Consider the following 19,804-nt stretch of genomic DNA (forward strand, 5'->3'; position numbering starts at 1 on the left):
GGGAGTCACACCACCAGACGCGGCTGATTGCGCACTGTGTCGGACAGGCGGAGCAGGACGGCGACGATCATCCAGTTCGCCACGAGCGACGAGCCGCCGGCCGCGAGGAACGGAGTCGTCAGGCCGGTGAGCGGGATGACGCGGGTGACGCCGCCGATGACGATGAAGCACTGCAGGGCGATGACGAACGAGAGCCCGACGCCGAGGAGCCGGCCGAAGTCGTCCTGGCCGGCGAAGCCGATCCGGAAGCCGCGCGAGACCATCAGCAGGTAGAGGCCGAAGATCGCGAAGAGGCCGGCCAGGCCGAGCTCCTCGCCGAGGCTCGCGATGATGTAGTCCGACTGCGGGACCGGCGTGATGTCGGGCATCCCCTGGCCGAGGCCGGTGCCGAGCAGGCCGCCGTGGGCGAGGCCGAACAGGCCCTGCACGAGCTGGTAGCTGCCTCCCGGGTCGGCGCCATAGCGGTCGGGGCTGAAGGCGTCGAGCCAGTTGGCGAAGCGGTTGCCGACGTAGCCGAGGGTCTGGCTCGCCAGGATCGCGCCGCCCAGGAAGAGCCCGACGCCGATCAGCACCCAGCCGGTGCGGCCGGTCGCCACGTAGAGCATGACGAGGAAGAGGCCGAAGTAGAGCAGCGCGGTGCCGAGGTCGCGCTGGAAGACGATGACGCCCATCGTGACGGCCCAGACCACGAGGATCGGCCCGAGGTCGCGCAGGCGCGGGAAGCGGACCCTGAGGAAGGTCTTGCCGACCATCGAGAGCGAGTCGCGATTGCGGACGAGGTAGCCCGCGAAGAAGACCGCGAGCGCGATCTTGGCGATCTCACCGGGCTGGAAGCTGAAGAAGTCGCCGATGCCGATCCAGACGCGCGCTCCGCTGACCTCGCGGCCGATGAAGGGCAGCAGGGGCAGCAGGAGCAGCACGATCGCCGCGAAGCCGGCGACGTAGGTGTAGCGGAAGAGCACGCGGTGGTTGCGGATCACCAGCAGGACGACGACCGCGGCGACGATCGCGAGTCCGCTCCAGATGATCTGCCGGACCGCGACCGACTCCCAGCCGGTCGCGCCGTCGGCGATGTCGATCCGGTAGATCTCGGCGACGCCGAGCCCGTTGAGCACGGTGGCGATCGGCAGGAGGAAGGGGTCGGCCTCCGGTGCCGCGAAGCGCAGCACCACATGCACGACCAGCACGAGGCCCGAGAGGCCGGCGCCGAGCGAGACGAGGGTGGTGTCGACCGCGCCGAGGGCGCCGAGCTGGACGAGCAGGATCGCCGACGCGTCGATCAGGCACGCGCCGAGCAGCAGCAGGAGCTCGAGGTTGCGCAGCCGCTGCCGGAGGAAGCGCGGGCGCTCCCGTGCGGCGGTGGGGGTCGTCGCGGTGGCGGTCACGGTGCTCCCTCCGCGTCGGTCAGGCGCTCGACGATGTCGACGGCGCCGGCGTAGGAGTCGGCGCTGATCGTCTGCTCGAGCTGCTCGACGTCGTAGGCGCGGAGCGAGTCGAGGGGGATGCCCGTGTCCTCCTTGACGCTCGAGAGCGAGAGCGGGCCGACCGACTGCTGGATGCCCTGGTAGATGATCACGGTGTCGCCGTCGGTCCCGACGTAGAAGCGCGACTGGGTCCAGTCGTAGGCGAGCAGCACGCCGAGGAAGCCGGCGATCAGCACGAGGGAGAGGCCGACGAGCCAGGTGATCCTCCGGCGCAGGTGCCGGCGCCGGTCCTCCTCGATCAGCTCGTCGAGGTAGTCCTCGGAGGCGGGCTCGAAGTGGGTGGGGCCCTGCGCAGCGGGGGCGCGGGTGTGCAGGCGGAGGCCGGGGATCCGGATCCGGTTCTGCGAGTCGTCCGTGCTGATCGGGGTCGGCGCGGCCGCGGAGCCGACGATCACGGGTTCGGCGGTCGGCGCGAGGATCTGCGCGGTGTCGCCGGCGTCGGGCACGTCGAGGATGACGACCGTCACGTTGTCCGGAGCACCGTGAGACAGGCTGTCTCGGATCAGGCGGTCGGCGACCTGCTGCGCCGTCTCGTCGCGCGAGAGCTCCTTCTGGATCTCGTCGTGCGGAACGACGCCGGAGAGGCCGTCGGAGCAGATCAGCCAGCGGTCGCCCGGCTCGGTCTCGAGGGTGAGGGTGTCGATCTCGGGGTTCGTGTGGACGTCGCCGAGGACCCGCATCAGGACGGAGCGGCGCGGGTGCGTCATCGCCTCCTCCTCGGTGATGCGGCCCGAGTCGACGAGGCGCTGCACGAAGGTGTGGTCGGTGGTGACCTGCTCGAGCTTGCCGTCGCGCAGCACGTAGATGCGGGAGTCGCCGATGTGCGCGATCGCCACCGATTCGCCGACGCGCACGATGGCGCTGACGGTGGTGCCCATCCCGGTCAGCTCCGGATGGTCGACGACGGCGTCGGCGAGCATCGTGTTCGCCGCGAGGAGGGTGCGCTTGAGCTCGTCCTCGGCCTCGTAGGTCGACGCGTAGGTGCGGTCGGCCTGCGCGATGCGCTTGATCGCGATGGAGGAGGCGACGTCGCCGCCCGCGTGACCGCCCATGCCGTCGGCGACCACGAAGAGCTGCCGGCCCGCGTAGCCGGAGTCCTGGTTGTTCGAGCGGATCCGTCCGACGTGCGAGACGGCGGCGCTCTCCCGCGTGGCGCCCGAGTCCGCGGCGCTGTCCGGTTCGACTGCCACGCGCTACGACCGCCGCAGCTCGAAGGTGGTGGTGCCGACCTTGACCGGGGTGTTCAGCGGCACCTTGGTCGGTGCGCCGACCCGGCGGCCGTCGAGGAACGTGCCGTTCGTGGAGTCGAGGTCCTGGATCATCCACTCGTCGTTCCAGATCAGCAGGCGCGCGTGGTGCGTCGACGTGTAGTCGTCGCGGATCACCAGCGCCGACTCCGAGGAGCGGCCGATCGTGAGTGGCTCGCCGTTGAGCTCGAGCTCGGTGCCGCGCTTCGGGCCCGAGGTGATGACGAGGCGCTGCGCGGTGTGCACCGTGGCGACGCCCCCCGAGTCGGTCCGCTCCTCGCGGGAGCGGCGGGCGGAGGGGGCCGACGGCTGCGGGGCGGCTGCGGCTGGGGCCGCGGCGGCGACCACCGGCTGGGCCGCGGTGACGAACGGGGCCGCCTCCTGTGCCGACGCGGGTTGCTGGCCGGCCGGCAGCTTGCGCACCCGCTGCCCGAACAGGTCGGAGCGCAGCGCGTAGACGATGCCGAACACGAAGAACCAGAGCAGCGCCAGGAAGGCGATGCGCAGGAGGAAGAGAGTGAGCTCGCTCATAGCCTGTCGTCCCAGAATCCGTCGGAGGCGCGACCGGACGAGCCGGACGGCGAGCGGTCGGAGCGCGCGGGTGCGGCGCCCTGGACGACGCGGAAGACGATCCGCGTGCGCCCGATCGAGATGGTCTGCCCGGCGGCGAGCGGGGCCTGGGTGACAGGCCTGCCGTCGAGCTTCGAGCCGTTGGTGGAGCCGAGGTCGTGCACCTGGGCGCGCACCCCGTCCCAGAGGATCTCGACGTGCTTGCGCGAGGTGCCGGAGTCGTCGACCGTGATGTCGGCGTCGCTGCCGCGGCCGATGACGGTCCGCGACTTCGTGACCGGGTAGCGCTTGCCGTCGATCTCGAGCACCGGGTTGGACGAGACGACGCCCTTGACGCTCCGTGAGTCGACCTCGACCATGCCGTCGCTGAGCGACTCGTCCGCCGCGAGCGAGATGTCGACCGGGCCGGAGAAGCGGAAGCCCTGCTTCTTCGCGTGCTCGGTCGCGACGGTGGTGAGCTCGTCGATCAGCGTCGCGCCCATCCGCTCCATCCGGTCGAGGTCGGCGGCCGACATGCGCAGCGTCAACCGGTTGGGGACGAGGATGCGGTCGCGGGTGACGACGGCCGCGGTGGTGTCCAGCTCGCGGCGGAGGGCGGAAGCGAGCTCGACCGGCTGCAGACCCGACTTGAAGGTCCGAGCGAAGGCGCCGTTGACGACGCGCTCGAGTCCCTTCTCGAAGTTGTCCAGAATGCCCACAGTCTTCCGATCTTCCGTTTCTTCGCCTCTCGGCGGTCGCGTTGGGATCGAGGTGTCTGCGCGCCCGGTCCGCTTCCGATCTCGTGTCTGCGCCGCGCACGGCTACGGGCATGTTACTGGGATGCTCTGGATACGGCCTCCCCGAGCCTGATTCGGCGTGCTGGCCGCGCCGGGGACGCCGCGTGCGGGACGGCGGATCGGGGGGCGCGGTTTCGGGCCGCGGCGGAGGGGTGCTAGTCTTTCTCGTCGGTGCTTCGGTGCCGTTGGTGAGCGCGAGTGGCGGAATAGGCAGACGCGCACGGTTCAGGTCCGTGTGCCCGAAAGGGCGTGGGGGTTCAACTCCCCCCTCGCGCACCAGCATGAGACCCCCGATCGGAATCCGGTCGGGGGTCTCATCGTCTCCGGGCGGCTGTGCTCCAGGCGGTTGTGCTCCGGGCGGCTGCGGTTCTCACTCCACCGCCGGTCCCGCGACACCGGCGGAGGGGCGGGTGTTCACCGGGCGGATGCCGGCGGCGGGCACTGTCGGCGCATGATCGCTCTCCGTGCCGACGTCGGTGCCCTCGACTCGCGGGTCCTGCCCGAGCTGCTCCGTCGACTCCGCGCGCACCGGCACGTGCAGGTGGGTGGGCGTCAGTGGATCGTGGTGCTGCCCGAGGTGGGCTCGGTGCTCGTCACGGACGGCTCCGAGGTAGCGCTCGACGTTCTGGTGGAGCGGCGCGCGCTGCTGCCGATCGTCATCGCCGCGCTCGAGGGGGAGCTGCGCCGCGACGGCTTCCGCGAGCGGCTCGCCCTGCGCTGGTCGACCCCCGACGCGGTTCCCGTCCCGTTCCGCTGACGTGCACCCGGGCCGGCGCCCGCCGCGAGATGCCACTTGTGCACGTTTTTCACGGCGTGTCGCGTGCACAAGTGGCATCTCGCGGGAGGGGTCAGCGGCGGGTGAGTTCGATGACGGGGATGGTGCGGGTGGTCTTCTGCTCGTAGCCCTTGAAGCCGTCGGAGGCGCTGGTGAAGCGGGCCCAGCCGGCGTCGCGCTCGGCGCCCTCGAGGATGCGGGCGCGGACGGGGACGGTGCCGTCGTCGGGGGTCTCGATCTCGGTGTCGGGGTGAGCCTCGAGATTGTGGAACCAGGCCGGGTGCTTCGGGGCGCCGGCGGCGGAGGCGGCGATCAGCCAGACGTCGGGGGAGGGGTGCAGGCCCATCAGCGGGGCGATGCGCTCCTCGCCCGAGCGCGCGCCGGTGTGGTGCACGAGGACCAGGCTCCGGCCGAAGCCGGCGGTCGTCACCGTGCCACCGTTGGCGCGGAACTCCGCGATGATCTGCTCGTTGAAGTCGACCACGGTTCTCCTCCTCCTCGACCGCTCGGCGAGCGGACTCCGCCAGGGTAGACCCGGTGCGTCGGCCGCCTCCAGTGCGCTCGGCAGGACGCGGTCGAGCAGCCCCGCCTCCGTCGGACACGGCTGCGGGGGCTCGCGAGGAGATGTGGTCCTCACGAGCCCCCGCACGCGGTCCGCCGGGGTCAGAGCCAGCGGCGCAGACCCGGGCGTTCGAGCACGGCGACGACGGCGCTGTGCCGGGCACGCAGGAGACGGATCAGGGCACCGGTGGCGCCGATCCGCGAGCAGCTCGCGGCGAACGCGAGGACGAGGCCGGAGAGCAGCGCCATCACCGGGTACTCCTCGACCAGCTGATCGGACGACCAGTACATCAGCAGGGTCGCCAGGGAGGCGAGTGCGGCGGGTGCGGTGAGGATCCCCGCGACCAGTGCCACGCCCAGGCCGACCTCGACCAGCGGGGTGACGACGCCGAAGAGCCCGGCCTGGCCGTGCAGGATCGTCGAGGCGAAGACCTGGAAGTACTCCGGCACCCGCGGGTTGGCCGCGGCTCCGTCGGCGACGAGCAGGATGTCCGCGCCGCCGAACCCTGCGCGGAGCTTGATCACTCCCTCGTTGATCCACAGGGCGCCCAGGACGACGCGGACCACGAGTCCGAGCGTCCCGGCCGCCCAGCGCCGTCCGGACGGACTCACGACAGCTTCGCCGCGCCGAAGACGGCCTTCGCCTTGTCGCAGTGGACGACGACGTAGCTGTAGCCGGCGGCGTCGTCGACCGTGAAGGTCTGCTTGGCGGAGTCGTAGGCCACCGCGCCGAGCTCGACGCCGGCGCTCACGGCCTTCTCGTCGGTCCCGTTCGTGAGGTAGAGGTGCAGATCGGGGCCCTCGTCGGAGGCGAAGCCGCTCAGGTCGAGCGTCGCGCCCTCGAGCGTCGCGGTGCCCGAGACCTTCTTGCCGTTGAGGCCCTCGAAAGTGCCCGCGAGGCTCGCGCCGGCCGGCGCGAGCGTCGACGGTGCGGCTGCGCCCGCCGGGGTGCTGGAGCTGGTCGAGTCCGAGGACTGCGTGGTGGTGATCGACGGCGCGCAGCCGGTCAGCACGCCGGCGATCAGGACGACTCCGGCGACGGCCTTGGGGAGGAGGTAGCGGGACATGACGGTTCCTTTCATCGGGGATTCCCCGGGGACGGTTGTCCGGGGAGGAGTGAGGGCTCGATCCGGGTGGACCTCGTGCGGGCCGCGGGGAGAGGGGGCAGGGGCGACCCGCACGAGGAGTGCGGAGGGCAGCGAGCGGTCAGTTCACCGTCGAGATCGCGCAGGACTTGAATCCCGAGTCGGCGTTGACCTGGACGTTGTAGGCGTGGCCGGCCTCGAAGGTGAAGCCCGCCCCGGCCGAGCAGACGTACTGCCTGTCCGGTCCGGCGACGTCGCGCTGCGAGGAGTAGCCGTTGATCAGCACCTGCGAGGCGGTGAACGACGTCTTCCCGCCGCTGAAGATCGCGTCGAGGTTGCTGCTGTCGACGACGAAGGGCGTGGCCGGGTTCGCGGCGGACGTCGCGGTGCCGAACGACTCGTTCGCGCCCGGGGCGAGCGCCGACCCCCAGCGGTTGCCGAACAGCCAGTACTGCGAGTCGACCACCAGGGTCGCCGACGCGTAGGCGCCGGAGTCCGGCCGGTCGGGGCCGGTGTTGCTCACCTGGAGGATGAAGTAGGGGGCCGCCGCCGGAGGGGTCGCGCCGAAGAGCGCGACGCTGAACGCGCCCGGCTTCGCCGAGGTGTCGCCCCAGGCGCTCGGCGCGTAGTCGTTGTTCAGCGACCACTGCATGATGCCGTCGATGTGGCCGAAGTGCTCGGGGTCGGCCTTCATCGCGGCCCACTGCGACGCGAGGCCGGTGAGGACCGCGGCCTGATCGTAGGCGGTGGCACCCGAGCCGCCGAAGACGTTGTTCGCGGTGCCGCTCGCGCCGGCGTTGCTGACCTGGCCGATCACGACCTTCGTCCGGGCGGGGATGCACAGGCCGGAGGCCGCGGAGCAGTCCGTGCGGACCGAGCTGTTCAGTGCGTGCGAGATCGCGGTGAAGAAGGCGGGGTCCTTCTCCTCGACGCCGCCGACGGTCCAGCCGCCGGTGTTGTAGGTCTGGGCGAGCAGGTAGTCGACCGTGCCGCTCTTCAGCAGCGGGGCGTACTGATCGTTCACGCCGTCGTGGACGCCGGAGGTGAGGGTGAGGGTGGTGGGGGAGGCGGGGTCCACCTCGGTCCCGCTGCTCAGGTAGACCTGCGGCGCGACGGCCAGGGACAGGCCCGCGCCGTCGACGGCCGCGCCGAGTGCGCTGATCGTCTCGGCATCGATGCCGTTCTCGAGATCGAGATCGACACCGGTGATCCTGCCGCCGGTGATCTTCGCGTTGCAGTCCGCGATCTGCTGGACCACTCGAGTGCCGACGGCGCTCGCTGTGGCGGCGTTCACCGTGTCGCGCGTGACGGTCTGCCCGCCGAGGCTGAGGAGGTTGACCGTGCCCTTCGACTCCTGGTCCACGATCTTCTGGATCGCAGCGAGGGTGGCGGGATCGGCGGTGCTGCTCGTGGCGTCGGCGAACGCGAAGACGATCACGTTCGACGCGGCGACGCCCGCCGGGTCGATCTGCGCCAGCGAGCCCGTCGCGCCGACCTGGAGGTAGGAGACGCGGAGGTCGGGAGTGCTCGGCGCCGCCTGTGCGCTCGCGGGGAGGGCCGTGCTTCCCGCGATGATCGCGCCGGTGGCAGCGACTGCCGCCGTCATCACGGCCGTGGCCGCGAGGAGGCGTCTTCTCCGTGTCGATCTTCTCCGTGTCGTCGAGGTGTGGTGTGTCGTCATGATGTGGTCCTTGTTCCTTGCTCGAGGGTCTCGATGAAGAGTGAGGAAAGAAACGTCTCTCACCCTCGTCGCGTCATCCGATGTCGCGCGATGGAAAAGGCGCCGCGGGAGTCCGTGGACTCGTGCCGCAGGACGGAAGCTCGAAACGGGATCGGGGTGGCAGGACCTCGCCGAGTGAGGTGAGGAGACCCTTGTCACACTTCAGCGCTGTAACTCTTCAGCGCTGTCGCTTTTCAGCGCTGACACTCTCAGGCGCTTCTGTCGCGGTCGGAAAGAAGGGGGGTCGGACGGTGATCTCGCGGGTCGTCGATACCGGGTCGGCAGTCACCGTCGCGGGGACGGCGCTCAGCTGGAGGATCCGGGGGAGGTCCCGTCTCGCGTTCTGCTCGATCTACGTCATCGGTCCGCTGCTCCTCGGTGTCGTTGCGCGGGAAGGCCGGGGGGCGACCCGGTACTGAAGATCGAGTGTTCCCGCGGACGAGGTGGTCCGAGGAATCGCTGGCAGGAATCATTGCGAGTGGCAGAGAGCGCTATTGGAACCTGAAGGAGGGTGACCGGTTTCTGAAAGCCTTCGATATACATGAAGACGCATAGAGTGCTCGCTCATTCGGTAGCGCGGAGCTCCTGAGAGCAGGAAGAAGCCCGATGGAGAGGCCCTTATCAGGCGGCCGGTGGAAAGAATGGCGGAAATGCTGGCATTGGCGGAGTTCATCCTGTTACACTCACCGCTCGGTCATCGAGAAGATGCCTTCGATCCAGCGGTGGACGGGGCGTCGATGGCTTTGAGAATTCACATGTTCTGACGATGCGAGCAAGTGGAGAGCGGCCCTATGGGGGGGGTGTGCTGAGACGATCCTCGAGATAGATGAGTACGAATGAAAGACACAGTGCAGACCAAAGACGCAGTGCTGACGATGGATGCTTCTCCCGAGACGGGTTCGCGATGCCGCATCGATCGGCAGCGGTTCAGCGGCCCCGGTGCCGAGAAGGCGATGAGCGAGTGGCTGGGCATCGGCGAGGTCCATCCGCGCAGTCGCGAGCCGTTCGAGGCGGAGGTCGAGCGCCTCATCCTGGACGAGGTGGGAGTGCAGCGCCTCCGGGCTCGGGCCAACTACTTCACGTCGCCCGACTCGACGTCCACCGGATTCCCGAGAAGCGACCGAGTGGAGATCGCGGCGCTCATCGAGGGCGAGTGCTTCGTCTCCGTCGGCACTCAGCGCTATCGACTCACCCGCGGATCCATCGCGATCGCCGGCCGCGGCGAGGCCCTGTCGTCGGAGACCTACGACAGGACGGAGTGCGTCTTCGTCAGCATCCCGATCGACCAGCTGAGCGAGCGGTTCAAGGCCTCGATCCCGCTCTCCGGGGTCGAGGTGATCTCTCCGCCCCGACTCATGCGGCACTTCCAGAGCCTCGCGCACGAGCTCGCGTCCCGGGACTCGATGCCGGTCGATGCCGTGCGCTCCCTCCTCGCGCAGATGACCGGTCTGATCGAGGCGTCGCTGGCGAACCGGTCGCACCTCGCCGTCGGCGATCTCGAGCGGATCAAGCTCTCCCGCGAGCACGTCGAGGGCTACGTGCGCGACCACCTCACCCAGCGGGAGCTGAGCGCGGCCACGCTCGCCGAGGTCTTCCACACCAGCCCGCGGACGATCCACCGGCTGTTCGCCAGCAACGGGCCGACCCTCTCCGAGTACATCCGGGTCTGCCGGCTGATGGCGCTCGCTGCGGAGATCAGCGCGGCGGACAGCCCCGACGGCTTCGAGGCGCTGGCCGCGCGATGCGGACTCTGCGAGTACGTCACCGCCGCCCGGCTGTTCCGCAAGGAGTACGGACTGACGATGCGCCAGTTCTGGAAGGCGTACCGCCTGGAGAGGTGAGCGTGGCTGCTCACGGCACCGCCGCCGTGAGGAGAGCGTGAGGGTCGACCGCGCAGGCGTAGGGAAGTCGTGAGGAGCGCCGATCGGGCGCCTCGCCGGGTGTTGCATCGGGATCCGTGCCGGTTCCGCGCTCTCTGCGGTGCCGGCCGGGCAGCTCCGCACTCGGGGCGCCTCGGCCCCCGAATGGAGTTCCCGTGCTCGACCTTCTCTTCGTGATCGGCGTCCTCGCCGTCTTCGCGCTCCTCGGCCTCGTCGCGAGGGGGGTCGAGTCGCTCGCGCCCCGCCCCGCCGGCTCCGGCCCCCGCGCGGCGGAGGACGAGGCCGGCCCGCGTGCCGCCGGCAGCGGGGCGGCCGGACGATGATCGTGTTCGACGTCGTCGCCGCGGTCCTCGCGATCGCCGCGATCGGCTACCTGGTCGTCGCGCTCGTGAAGCCGGAGCGGTTCTGATGAGCGCGCTGCCCGCGATCCTCCAGGTCGCCGCGGTCGCCCTCGTCCTGGTGCTGCTGTACCGCCCGCTGGGCGACTACACGGCGCACGTCTACTCCTCGCCGAAGGACCTCGCCGTCGAGCGCGGCTTCTACCGCCTGATCGGCGTGGATCCGCGCGGCGAGCAGAGCTGGCGGGCGTACCTCCGCGGCGTCCTCGCGTTCTCGGTGGTCGGGATCCTGCTGGTCTACGCGCTGCAGCGGGCGCAGGCCCTGCTGCCCTACTCGCTCGGCTTCCCGGCGATCCCGGAGGGGCTGTCGTTCAACACGGCCGTCTCGTTCGTCACCAACACGAACTGGCAGTCGTACTCGCCGGACGTGACCATGGGGTATTCCGTGCAGCTGCTCGGCCTCGCCGTGCAGAACTTCGTCTCGGCCGGGGTCGGCATCGCGGTGGCGATCGCCCTGGTCCGCGGCTTCGCGCGCCGCGGCAGCGACTCGATCGGCAACTTCTGGGTCGACCTCACTCGCGGCGTGCTCCGCCTGCTGCTGCCGCTCTCGGTGGTCGCGGCGGTGCTGCTGCTGGCGGGCGGGGTCATCCAGAACCTCACCGGCTTCACGGACGTCACGACCGTCACGGGCGGGACGCAGAGCATCCCCGGCGGGCCGGTCGCGTCGCAGGAGGCGATCAAGCTGCTCGGCACGAACGGTGGCGGCTTCTTCAACGCGAACTCGGCGCACCCGTTCGAGAACCCGTCGGCGGCGATCAGCGCGCTGCAGATCGTGCTCATGCTCGCGCTCCCGTTCTCGCTCCCGCGCACGTTCGGCCGGATGGTCGGCAGCCCGAGGCAGGGGCTCGCGATCGTCGGGGCGATGGCGGCGATCTTCGTCGTGTCACTGACGGCGCTGACCCTGCTCGAGCTCGCGGGTGGCGGTGCGGCCCCGCAGGCCGCGGGCGGCGCGATGGAGGGCAAGGAGGTGCGCTTCGGCATCGCCGGCTCGACGCTGTTCGGGGCGACGAGCACCCTGACCTCGACCGGCGCGGTGAACTCGATGCACGACTCCTACACCGCGCTCGGCGGGATGCTGCCGATGCTCAATATGATGCTCGGCGAGGTCGCGCCCGGCGGCGTCGGCTCCGGGCTCTACGGGATGCTCGTGCTCGCGATCCTCGCCGTGTTCATCGGCGGGCTGCTCGTCGGGCGGACACCGGAGTACCTGGGCAAGAAGCTCGGACCGTACGAGATCACGCTGGCGAGCCTGTTCATCCTGATCACGCCGACGCTCGTGCTCGCCGGGACGGCGCTGAGCTTCGCGATCCCCGCGGTGCGGGCGGACGTGGAGAGCACGTCGATCTGGAATCCCGGGCTGCACGGACTCTCGGAGGTGCTCTACGCCTTCACCTCGGCGGCGAACAACAACGGCTCGGCCTTCGCCGGCCTCACCGCGAACACGCCCTGGTTCAACACGGCTCTCGGCGTCGCGATGCTGCTCGGCCGGTTCCTGCCGATCGTGATGGTGCTGGCGCTGGCCGGCTCGCTCGCGAGGCAGGGCAGCACCCCGTCGACGGCGGGGACGCTGCCGACCCACCGGCCGCAGTTCGTCGGCCTGCTCGTGGGCGTCACCGTCATCGTGACCGCCCTCACCTACTTCCCGGTGCTCGCACTGGGACCCCTCGCAGAAGGACTGCAGTAACGCCATGACCAGCACACTCGACACCCCGGCACCCTCGACCGCCGAGGAGCGGCCGACGCGCGGCGGCTCGGCCTTCAGCCTCGAGCAGATCGGCGCGGCCGTGCCCGGCGCGCTGCGCAAGCTCGACCCGCGCCTGATGGTGCGGAACCCCGTGATGTTCCTCGTCGAGGTCGGCGCCGCGCTGACCACGGTGCTCGCCGTCGCCGAGCCGTTCCTCGGCGGGGCGCAGGAGTCGGGAGGCACGCCCGTTCCCGCATCCTTCACCGGCGGCATCGCGATCTGGCTCTGGCTGACCGTGCTCTTCGCGAATCTGGCCGAGTCGGTCGCGGAGGGGCGGGGCAAGGCGCAGGCGGACAGCCTGCGGAGGACCCGCACCAGCACCAGCGCCCGGCGGCTCACCGAGTACCGCGAGGGCGACGGATCGGCCGCGCACGCGCGGATCGAGGAGGTCTCCTCCGCGGATCTGCGGCTCGGCGACCACGTCGTCGTCGAGGCGGGCGAGCTGGTGCCGGGTGACGGCGACATCGTCTGGGGCATCGCCTCCGTCGACGAGTCGGCGATCACCGGGGAGTCCGCGCCCGTCGTCCGCGAGTCCGGCGGCGACCGCAGCGCCGTCACCGGCGGCACCCGCGTGCTCTCGGACCGCATCGTCGTGCGGATCACCTCGAAGCCCGGCGAGACCTTCGTCGACCGGATGATCGGCCTGGTCGAGGGGGCGTCGCGGCAGAAGACGCCGAACGAGATCGCGCTGAACATCCTGCTCGCGAGCCTCTCGATCGTGTTCGTCGTCGTCACGCTGACGCTCAGCCCGATCGCCTCCGCGGTGTCGGCTCCCGTCAGCGTGCCCGTGCTGGTCGCGCTGCTGGTGTGCCTGATCCCGACCACGATCGGCGCCCTGCTCTCGGCGATCGGCATCGCGGGGATGGACCGGCTCGTGCAGCGCAACGTGCTCGCGATGTCCGGCCGCGCGGTCGAGGCCGCGGGCGACGTGACCACGCTGCTGCTCGACAAGACGGGCACCATCACCTACGGCAACCGGCGCGCGACCGAGTTCGTGGCCGTCGGGGGAGCCGGTGGCGACGAGCTGCTGCGAGCCGCGGCGTCGTCCTCGCTCAGCGATCCGACCCCGGAGGGGAAGTCGATCGTGGACCTCGCCGCCGCCAGGGGAGTCGACCGGGAGGACCTCGCCGGACCGGTGTCCTCGGCCGGGATCGTGCCGTTCACCGCCCAGACGCGGATGAGCGGGCTCGACCTCGCCGACGGCTCGATGATCCGCAAGGGCGCCGGCTCGGCCGTGACCGCGTGGCTGGCGGACGGCCGCCTCGACGGCGCCGTCGTCGCCGAGCTGGACCAGCAGGTCGAGCGCATCTCGGCGAGCGGAGGGACTCCGCTGGTCGTCGCCGTGAAGGACGCCGGCGGGACCGGGCGGATCCTCGGCGTCGTGCACCTGAAGGACGTGGTGAAGGAGGGGCTCAAGGAGCGCTTCGCGGACCTGCGCGCGATGGGCATCCGCACGGTGATGATCACCGGCGACAACCCGCTGACCGCGCGAGCGATCGCGGCGGAGGCCGGCGTCGACGACTACCTCGCCGAGGCGACACCCGAGCAGAAGCTCGCCTACATCCGCCGTGAGCAGGAGGGCGGGAACCTCGTCGCGATGACCGGGGACGGCACCAACGACGCTCCGGCGCTCGCGCAGGCGGACGTGGGCGTGGCGATGAACACGGGCACGTCGGCCGCGAAGGAGGCCGGCAACATGGTCGACCTCGACTCGGACCCGACCAAGCTCATCGACATCGTGCGGATCGGCAAGCAGCTGCTGATCACCCGGGGGGCGCTCACGACGTTCTCGATCGCGAACGACCTGGCGAAGTACTTCGCGATCATCCCGGCGATGTTCGCCGGCGCCTTCCCCGGGCTCGCGGTGCTGAACGTGATGCAGCTGCACTCGCCGGCCTCGGCGATCCTCTCGGCCGTGGTCTTCAACGCGCTGGTGATCGTGGTGCTGATCCCGCTCGCACTGCGCGGGGTCGCCTACCGGGCGCTCAGCGCCTCGCGGATCCTCAGCCGCAACCTCCTCGTCTACGGGCTCGGCGGCGTGATCGCGCCGTTCCTCGGCATCAAGCTCGTCGACCTCCTCGTCTCCCTCCTCCCCGGCTTCTAGAAAGCAGACCTCGCATGAACTCCACCCGCACCGGACTCCGGCAGTACGGCGTCGCGCTCCGCGCGCTGCTCGTGCTCACGATCGCCCTCGGCGTCGTCTATCCGCTCGTCATCACCGGGATCGGCCAGGTCGCCTTCGCGCGGCAGGCGAACGGGTCGCTGATCGGGGCCGACGGGCAGCCCTCCTCCGGCGGCGCGGTCGTCGGCTCGAGCCTGATCGGCCAGTCGTTCACGGACGCCGACGGGAATCCGCTCCCGGAGTGGTTCCAGTCGCGGCCGTCGGCCGCCGGCGACGGCTACGACGCGAGCGCCTCCAGCGGCTCGAACCTCGGGCCGACCAATGCGGACCTCGTCGCCTCGATCGAGGAGCGACGCGCCGCGATCGCCGCGTTCGACGGGGTCGACCCGAGCGAGGTGCCGGCCGACGCGCTCACCGCCTCCGCCTCGGGGCTCGATCCGCAGATCAGCCCGGCCTTCGCCGAGCTGCAGGTCGCGAGGGTCGCCGCGGCGCGCGGGCTGCCCGAGGAGAGCGTGCGCGGGCTCGTCGACTCCGCGGTGCAGGAGCGCGATCTCGGCTTCCTCGGCGAGGAGACGGTGAACGTGCTCGAGCTCAATCTCGCGCTCGCGCGCCTGTGACCGCGGCCGTGGGCGCACCTCCGGCTCGTAGAATCACCCTCGGCTCGGCGGAACGCCGCGATCGCGCGAGCCGGAGCCGATCTCGCGAGCCGAGGGTGGGGGCCGGAGCATGACCAAGGGCCGCCTGCGCGTGCTGCTCGGGGCCGCGCCCGGCGTCGGCAAGACGTACACGATGCTGGAGGAGGGCCGACGGCTCGCCGCCGAGGGTCGCGACGTCGTGGTCGCCGTCGTCGAGACGCACGGACGCGCCGAGACCGCCGCGATGGTCGCGGGACTCGAGGTGGTGCCGCGGCGCGCGGTCGAGCACCGGGGCGTCCGGCTGGACGAGCTGGATCTGGAGGCGGTGCTCGCCCGCCGCCCCGACGTCGCACTGGTCGACGAGCTCGCGCACACCAACGCGCCCGGCTCGCGGCACGAGAAGCGCTGGGAGGACGTGACGGCGCTCCTCGACGCCGGGATCACGGTGTTCTCCACCGTCAACATCCAGCACATCGAGTCGCTGAACGACGTGGTGCAGGCGATCACCGGGGCGCCGCAGCGCGAGACGATCCCGGACGCCGTGCTCCGCGCCGCCGACCAGATCGAGGTCGTCGATCTCGCGCCGCATGCCCTGCGCGACCGCCTCGCCGACGGCCGGGTCTACCCGCCGGAGCGGATCGATGCGGCGCTCTCCAACTACTTCCGGCTCGGAAACCTCACCGCGCTGCGCGAGCTCGCGCTGCTCTGGCTGGCGGACGAGGTGGACAGCGCGCTCCGCGACTACCGCGGCGAGCACGGCATCGACAGCACCTGGGCGGCGCGCGAGCGCGTGGTGGTGACGCTCACCGGCGGGTCGGAGGGCGAGACCCTGCTGCGGCGCGGGGCGCGGATCGCCGCGCGCGCCTCCGGGGGCGACCTGCTCGCCGTGCACGTGGTGACACCCGACGGCCTGCGCACACCGCGGCCGCAGGTGCTCGAGTCGCAGCGGGCGCTCGTCGAGACGCTCGGCGGGAGCTACCACCAGGTGGTCGGCGAGGACGTGCCGCGCACCCTCGTCGAGTTCGCCCGCTCGGTGAACGCGACGCAGCTGGTGCTGGGCGTGAGCCGCCGCAGCCGGCTGGCCGCGGCGCTGACGCCGGGGATCGGCGCGACCGTGATCCGCGAGTCCGGCAACATCGACGTGCACATCGTCAACCACGCGGCGGCCGGCCGGGCGGCGGTGCTGCCGCGGCTCGACGGGGCGCTGACGGTGCGGCGCCGGGTGCTCGGGATGCTGCTCGCGCTGGTCGGCGGGCCGCTGGTGACCTGGCTGCTGTCGAGCCTGCGCAGCGACGAGTCGATCACGAGCGACGTGCTCTCGTACCAGCTGCTCGTCGTGCTGGTGGCGCTGGTCGGCGGGCTCTGGCCGGCGCTCTTCGCGGCCGTGCTCTCCGGGCTCACGCTCGACTACTTCTTCGTCGATCCGCTCTACACGATCACCGTCGACGAGCCGCTGCACGCGCTCGCCCTCGTGCTCTACGTGCTCAACGCGGTGCTGGTGAGCGCCGTGGTCGATCGCGCGGCCCGGCGCTCGCGGGCGGCGAAGCGCTCGGGGGCGGAGGCGGAGCTGCTCGCGACCATCGCAGGCGGGGTCATCCGCGGGCAGGGGGCGCTGCAGGCGATCCTCGAGCGCTCGCGCGAGGCGTTCGGCCTGACCGGGGTGCGGCTGGTGCGCGACGGCGCGGTCGTCGCCTCGGACGGCGAGCCGATCCCGGGCGGCGAGCCCGTACGCATCGCGGTGGGTGCGCACGCGGAGCTGGAGCTGCACGGCCGCGAGCTGGAGGGCAGCGAGCGGCGGCTGCTGCAGGTGGTCGCCGCGCAGCTCGACTCGGTGCTCGAGAACGCGGCGCTGAGCGAGACGGCGAGCTCGCTGGCCCCGCTGGCCGAGACCGACCGGGTGCGCAGCGCCCTGCTGTCGGCGGTGAGCCACGACCTCCGGCGCCCGCTGGCGGCCGCGACCGCCGCGGTCTCCGGGCTGCGCTCGCACGACGTGGAGTGGAGCGACCGCGACCGGGCGGAGCTGCTCGCGACCGCGGACGAGAGCCTCACCACCCTCGGCGCACTGGTCACCGATCTGCTCGACGTGACGCGGCTCGAGGCGGGGGCGCTCGCCGTGTCGCTGGCGCCGCTGGACGCGGCCGACGTGGTGCTGCCCGCGCTCGACGAGCTGGGGCTGGGGCCGGCGGAGGTCGACCTCGACCTGGACCTGGACGGGCCCGAGCTGCTCGCCGACGGCGTGCTGCTGCAGCGGGTCGTCGTGAACCTGCTGGCGAACGCGGTCCGCTACGCGCCCGAGGGCACCCGCGTGCGCGTCTCGACCAGCGTCTTCGGGCGGACGGCGCAGATCCGGATCGTCGACCACGGCCCCGGGATCGCGCCCGAGCGCCGGGCCGAGGTCTTCGTGCCGTTCCAGCGGCTCGGCGACGACGACAACACGACCGGGCTGGGGCTCGGGCTCGCGCTGTCGAAGGGGTTCACGGAGGGGATGGGCGGGACGCTCGAGACCGAGGACACCCCGGGCGGCGGGTTGACGATGGTGGTCACGCTGCCGGTCGCGACCGCGTCCACCGCCGAGACCGATGCTTCCGGAGGAGCCGCATGAAGATCCTGATCGCCGACGACGACCCGCAGATCCTGCGCGCCCTGCGGATCACGCTGACCGCGCGCGGGTACGACGTGGTCACCGCGGGCGATGGGACCGAGGCGATCAACCGCGCGATCGACGAGCGGCCCGACCTCTACATGATCGACCTCGGCATGCCGCGAGTGGACGGGGTCGAGGTGATCCACGCCCTGCGCGGCTGGACGAGCGCGCCCGTCCTCGTGGTGTCGGGGCGGACGGGATCGGCGGACAAGGTCGGCGCCCTCGACGCCGGCGCGGACGACTACGTGACCAAGCCGTTCTCGATGGACGAGGTGCTGGCGCGGATCCGGGCGCTGTCGCGGCGCGTGCAGCCCGCGGAGGGCGAGCCGCTGGTGGTCATCGGAGAGGTGACCGTCGACCTGGCGGCGAAGAGCGCGACGCGCGAGGGCGCCTCGGTGCGGCTGACGCCGACCGAGTGGCAGGTGCTCGAGATCCTGGTGCGCAACGCGGGCAAGCTGGTCACCCGGCGCTCGCTGCTCGACGAGATCTGGGGACCGGCGCACGTGACGGACACCGGGTACCTCCGCCTGTACCTGGCGCAGCTGCGGAAGAAGCTCGAGCCCGACCCCGCGCACCCGCGCTTCCTGCTGACGGAGGCGGGGATGGGCTACCGCTTCGTGCCGGGCGAGGAGGCGCCGGCGCGCTAGGTGGGCTCCGACGCGGACTCGGTGCGGGGGTGCCGGCAGAACATCAGCTGAGAGGGCACCTCATCGGCGATGGGCGATGAGAGGCCCGCTCGGCTGATGATGCGCTGCGGTCGGTCGGCTCGACTACTGATGTCGGGGGATCTCGATGCGCCCGCTGCGGGGGCTGCTCGGTCGGCGTGCGGGGGCTCGCGGTCCTGCCCGGGCGCGGGGGGAGAATGGGGGGACCCCAGGACAAGGAGACCACCGTGGATCAGCCGCGCATGAACGTCGAGTCGTTCAACCTCGATCACCGCACCGTCGCCGCGCCCTACGTGCGCCTGGCCGATGCGAAGACGCTCCCGGCCGGAGACCACCTCGTCAAGTACGACGTGCGCTTCACCCAGCCCAACCACGGGCACCTCGAGATGCCGACCGTGCACTCGCTCGAGCACCTGTTCGCCGAGAAGTCGCGCAACCACTCCGACCGGGTCGTCGACTTCTCGCCGATGGGCTGCCAGACCGGCTTCTACCTGATCCTGCAGGGCGAGCCCGAGCTCGCCGAGGTGCTCGACCTGGTCGAGTCCGCCCTCCGCGACATCACCGAGGCGACCGAGGTCCCCGCGGCGAACGAGACGCAGTGCGGCTGGGGAGCGAACCACTCGCTCGAGGGCGCTCAGGACGCGGCGCGCACGTTCCTCGCGCAGCGCGACCAGTGGGAGCAGGTCACCGCGTGAGCGCGGTCGAGGCGATCGTCCTCGTCGCGATGGACGAGGAGGCCGAGCCGTTCCTCGCGGCGGCGGGCGGCGCTCCGGAGCCGGTCGCGGTGGGCAACGCGCTGCAGTGGTCGCTCGAGTTCGGCGGCCACCCGGTGCTGCTCGTGCGCACCGGCGTCGGACTCGTGAACGCGGCCGGCGGGCTGACGGCGGCGATCCTCCGCGTCGGCGGTGCGCCGCTCGTGATCAGCGCCGGGTCGGCGGGCGGACTCGGAGCCGAGGTGCGCGTCGGCGACGTCGTCGTCGGCGACGAGTACGTCCAGACCGACGCGGACGCGCAGGCGTTCGGCTACGCGATGGGGCAGGTGCCGGGGATGCCGGCGCGCTACTCGGGGCACGGGCCGGCGCTCGCCGCGGAGCTCACGGCGTCGCTGCCGGACGGCGGCGGGATCACGGTGCGGCGCGGGCTGATCGTCTCCGGGGACGTCTTCGTGTCCGGTGACCACGTCGCGCGGGTGCGCGGCCTCTACGACGGGGCGCTGGCGACCGACATGGAGTCGGTGTCGCTCGCGCAGACCGCCTTCGTGCACGGGCTGCCGTTCGTCTCGGTGCGCGGCATCTCGGATCTCTGCGAGCCCGGGTCGTTCGAGGCGCACGTGGACGACGCGGCCGACCGCTCTGCCGCGGTGGTGCGGGCGCTGCTCGACGCTGTGGGGTGATCCGCGGCGCGGGGTGGTCTGCGGAGCCGGGGTGCTGGGGAGGGTGGGTCTCGATACGCCCCTTCGGGGCTACTCGACCAGCAAGATTCCGATACGCCCCTGCGG

At 71.5% G+C, this 19,804-nt stretch carries 19 protein-coding genes and 1 tRNA gene; 12 read left to right on the top strand and 8 right to left on the bottom strand.

Translation table 11 applies throughout. From position 1 onward, the window contains the following. Positions 1-5: 5 nt before the first annotated feature. The 4 genes from GSU72_RS00135 to GSU72_RS00150 are packed head-to-tail and all read right to left on the bottom strand — an operon-like array spanning position 6 to position 3,999. On the bottom strand, positions 6-1,385 hold the full coding sequence (locus tag GSU72_RS00135; protein ID WP_159982669.1) for an FtsW/RodA/SpoVE family cell cycle protein: 1,380 nt from the start codon (positions 1,383-1,385) through the stop codon (positions 6-8). Beyond that, positions 1,382-2,674 (bottom strand): Stp1/IreP family PP2C-type Ser/Thr phosphatase, encoded by a 1,293-nt coding sequence (locus tag GSU72_RS00140; protein ID WP_159982671.1) that lies wholly within the window; start codon positions 2,672-2,674, stop codon positions 1,382-1,384. Before GSU72_RS00140 ends, GSU72_RS00135 begins: the two co-directional genes overlap by 4 nt. Positions 2,675-2,677: 3 nt before the next feature. Then, a complete protein-coding gene (locus GSU72_RS00145; RefSeq protein ID WP_159982673.1) occupies positions 2,678-3,262 on the bottom strand; it encodes an FHA domain-containing protein in 585 nt (194 codons plus the stop codon). Further along, the gene (locus GSU72_RS00150; RefSeq protein ID WP_159982675.1) at positions 3,259-3,999 is read right to left on the bottom strand and encodes a DUF3662 and FHA domain-containing protein; all 741 of its coding nucleotides are present in this window, start codon (positions 3,997-3,999) and stop codon (positions 3,259-3,261) included. The genes GSU72_RS00145 and GSU72_RS00150 overlap by 4 nt, the downstream gene beginning before the upstream one ends. Before the next feature lie 270 nt (positions 4,000-4,269). Between GSU72_RS00150 and GSU72_RS00155 the strand changes: the two genes are divergently transcribed. Together GSU72_RS00155 and GSU72_RS00160 are read left to right on the top strand one after the other, a co-directional pair. Beyond that, positions 4,270-4,356 (top strand) — tRNA-Leu (locus GSU72_RS00155). A gap of 172 nt (positions 4,357-4,528) precedes the next feature. Then, complete coding sequence (locus GSU72_RS00160) at positions 4,529-4,834, top strand: hypothetical protein (RefSeq protein WP_159982677.1); 306 nt, start codon at positions 4,529-4,531, stop codon at positions 4,832-4,834. A gap of 91 nt (positions 4,835-4,925) precedes the next feature. Here GSU72_RS00160 and GSU72_RS00165 read toward each other — a convergent pair whose 3' ends face one another. From GSU72_RS00165 to GSU72_RS00180, 4 genes are all read right to left on the bottom strand, one after another. Further along, on the bottom strand, positions 4,926-5,336 hold the full coding sequence (locus GSU72_RS00165; RefSeq protein WP_159982679.1) for a nitroreductase/quinone reductase family protein: 411 nt from the start codon (positions 5,334-5,336) through the stop codon (positions 4,926-4,928). A 179-nt stretch (positions 5,337-5,515) separates the two neighbouring features. Beyond that, positions 5,516-6,025, bottom strand: coding sequence for a DoxX family membrane protein (locus GSU72_RS00170; protein WP_208545116.1), 510 nt, complete (start codon positions 6,023-6,025; stop codon positions 5,516-5,518). Further along, entirely contained in the window at positions 6,022-6,480 is a 459-nt protein-coding gene (locus GSU72_RS00175; protein WP_159982681.1) for a DM13 domain-containing protein, read from the bottom strand. Before GSU72_RS00175 ends, GSU72_RS00170 begins: the two co-directional genes overlap by 4 nt. A 139-nt stretch (positions 6,481-6,619) precedes the next feature. Beyond that, the gene (locus GSU72_RS00180; protein ID WP_159982683.1) at positions 6,620-8,179 is read right to left on the bottom strand and encodes a glycosyl hydrolase family 18 protein; all 1,560 of its coding nucleotides are present in this window, start codon (positions 8,177-8,179) and stop codon (positions 6,620-6,622) included. A gap of 992 nt (positions 8,180-9,171) precedes the next feature. Between GSU72_RS00180 and GSU72_RS00185 the strand changes: the two genes are divergently transcribed. The 10 genes from GSU72_RS00185 to mtnN all read left to right on the top strand — a co-directional run bounded on the left by GSU72_RS00185 (position 9,172) and on the right by mtnN (position 19,699). After that, positions 9,172-10,059: a helix-turn-helix domain-containing protein gene (locus tag GSU72_RS00185; protein WP_159982685.1), complete on the top strand. Its 888-nt coding sequence runs from the start codon at positions 9,172-9,174 to the stop codon at positions 10,057-10,059. Positions 10,060-10,253: 194 nt separating this feature from the next. Beyond that, positions 10,254-10,421, top strand: coding sequence for a hypothetical protein (locus GSU72_RS00190; RefSeq protein WP_159982687.1), 168 nt, complete (start codon positions 10,254-10,256; stop codon positions 10,419-10,421). Then, a complete protein-coding gene (locus GSU72_RS00195; RefSeq protein ID WP_159982689.1) occupies positions 10,418-10,507 on the top strand; it encodes a potassium-transporting ATPase subunit F in 90 nt (29 codons plus the stop codon). The genes GSU72_RS00190 and GSU72_RS00195 overlap by 4 nt, the downstream gene beginning before the upstream one ends. Continuing rightward, positions 10,507-12,180 carry a potassium-transporting ATPase subunit KdpA gene (gene kdpA / locus GSU72_RS00200; RefSeq protein WP_159982691.1) on the top strand — a complete coding sequence of 558 codons (1,674 nt, stop codon included), beginning with the start codon at positions 10,507-10,509 and terminating at the stop codon, positions 12,178-12,180. Before GSU72_RS00195 ends, kdpA begins: the two co-directional genes overlap by 1 nt. Positions 12,181-12,184: 4 nt before the next feature. Next, the gene (gene kdpB / locus GSU72_RS00205; RefSeq protein ID WP_159982693.1) at positions 12,185-14,344 is read left to right on the top strand and encodes a potassium-transporting ATPase subunit KdpB; all 2,160 of its coding nucleotides are present in this window, start codon (positions 12,185-12,187) and stop codon (positions 14,342-14,344) included. Positions 14,345-14,358: 14 nt separating this feature from the next. Next, a complete protein-coding gene (gene kdpC / locus GSU72_RS00210) occupies positions 14,359-14,979 on the top strand; it encodes a potassium-transporting ATPase subunit KdpC (RefSeq protein ID WP_159982695.1) in 621 nt (206 codons plus the stop codon). Between the two features lie 109 nt (positions 14,980-15,088). Then, a complete protein-coding gene (locus tag GSU72_RS00215; protein ID WP_159982697.1) occupies positions 15,089-17,599 on the top strand; it encodes a DUF4118 domain-containing protein in 2,511 nt (836 codons plus the stop codon). Next, entirely contained in the window at positions 17,596-18,288 is a 693-nt protein-coding gene (locus tag GSU72_RS00220; RefSeq protein WP_159982699.1) for a response regulator, read from the top strand. The genes GSU72_RS00215 and GSU72_RS00220 overlap by 4 nt, the downstream gene beginning before the upstream one ends. 260 nt (positions 18,289-18,548) lie before the next feature. Continuing rightward, positions 18,549-19,001 carry an S-ribosylhomocysteine lyase gene (locus GSU72_RS00225; RefSeq protein ID WP_208545178.1) on the top strand — a complete coding sequence of 151 codons (453 nt, stop codon included), beginning with the start codon at positions 18,549-18,551 and terminating at the stop codon, positions 18,999-19,001. Continuing rightward, complete coding sequence (mtnN, locus tag GSU72_RS00230) at positions 18,998-19,699, top strand: 5'-methylthioadenosine/S-adenosylhomocysteine nucleosidase (RefSeq protein ID WP_159982703.1); 702 nt, start codon at positions 18,998-19,000, stop codon at positions 19,697-19,699. Before GSU72_RS00225 ends, mtnN begins: the two co-directional genes overlap by 4 nt. Positions 19,700-19,804 lie beyond the last annotated feature (105 nt).

The sequence above is a fragment of the Rathayibacter sp. VKM Ac-2760 genome (genome assembly GCF_009834185.1).
GTDB lineage: Bacteria > Actinomycetota > Actinomycetes > Actinomycetales > Microbacteriaceae > Rathayibacter.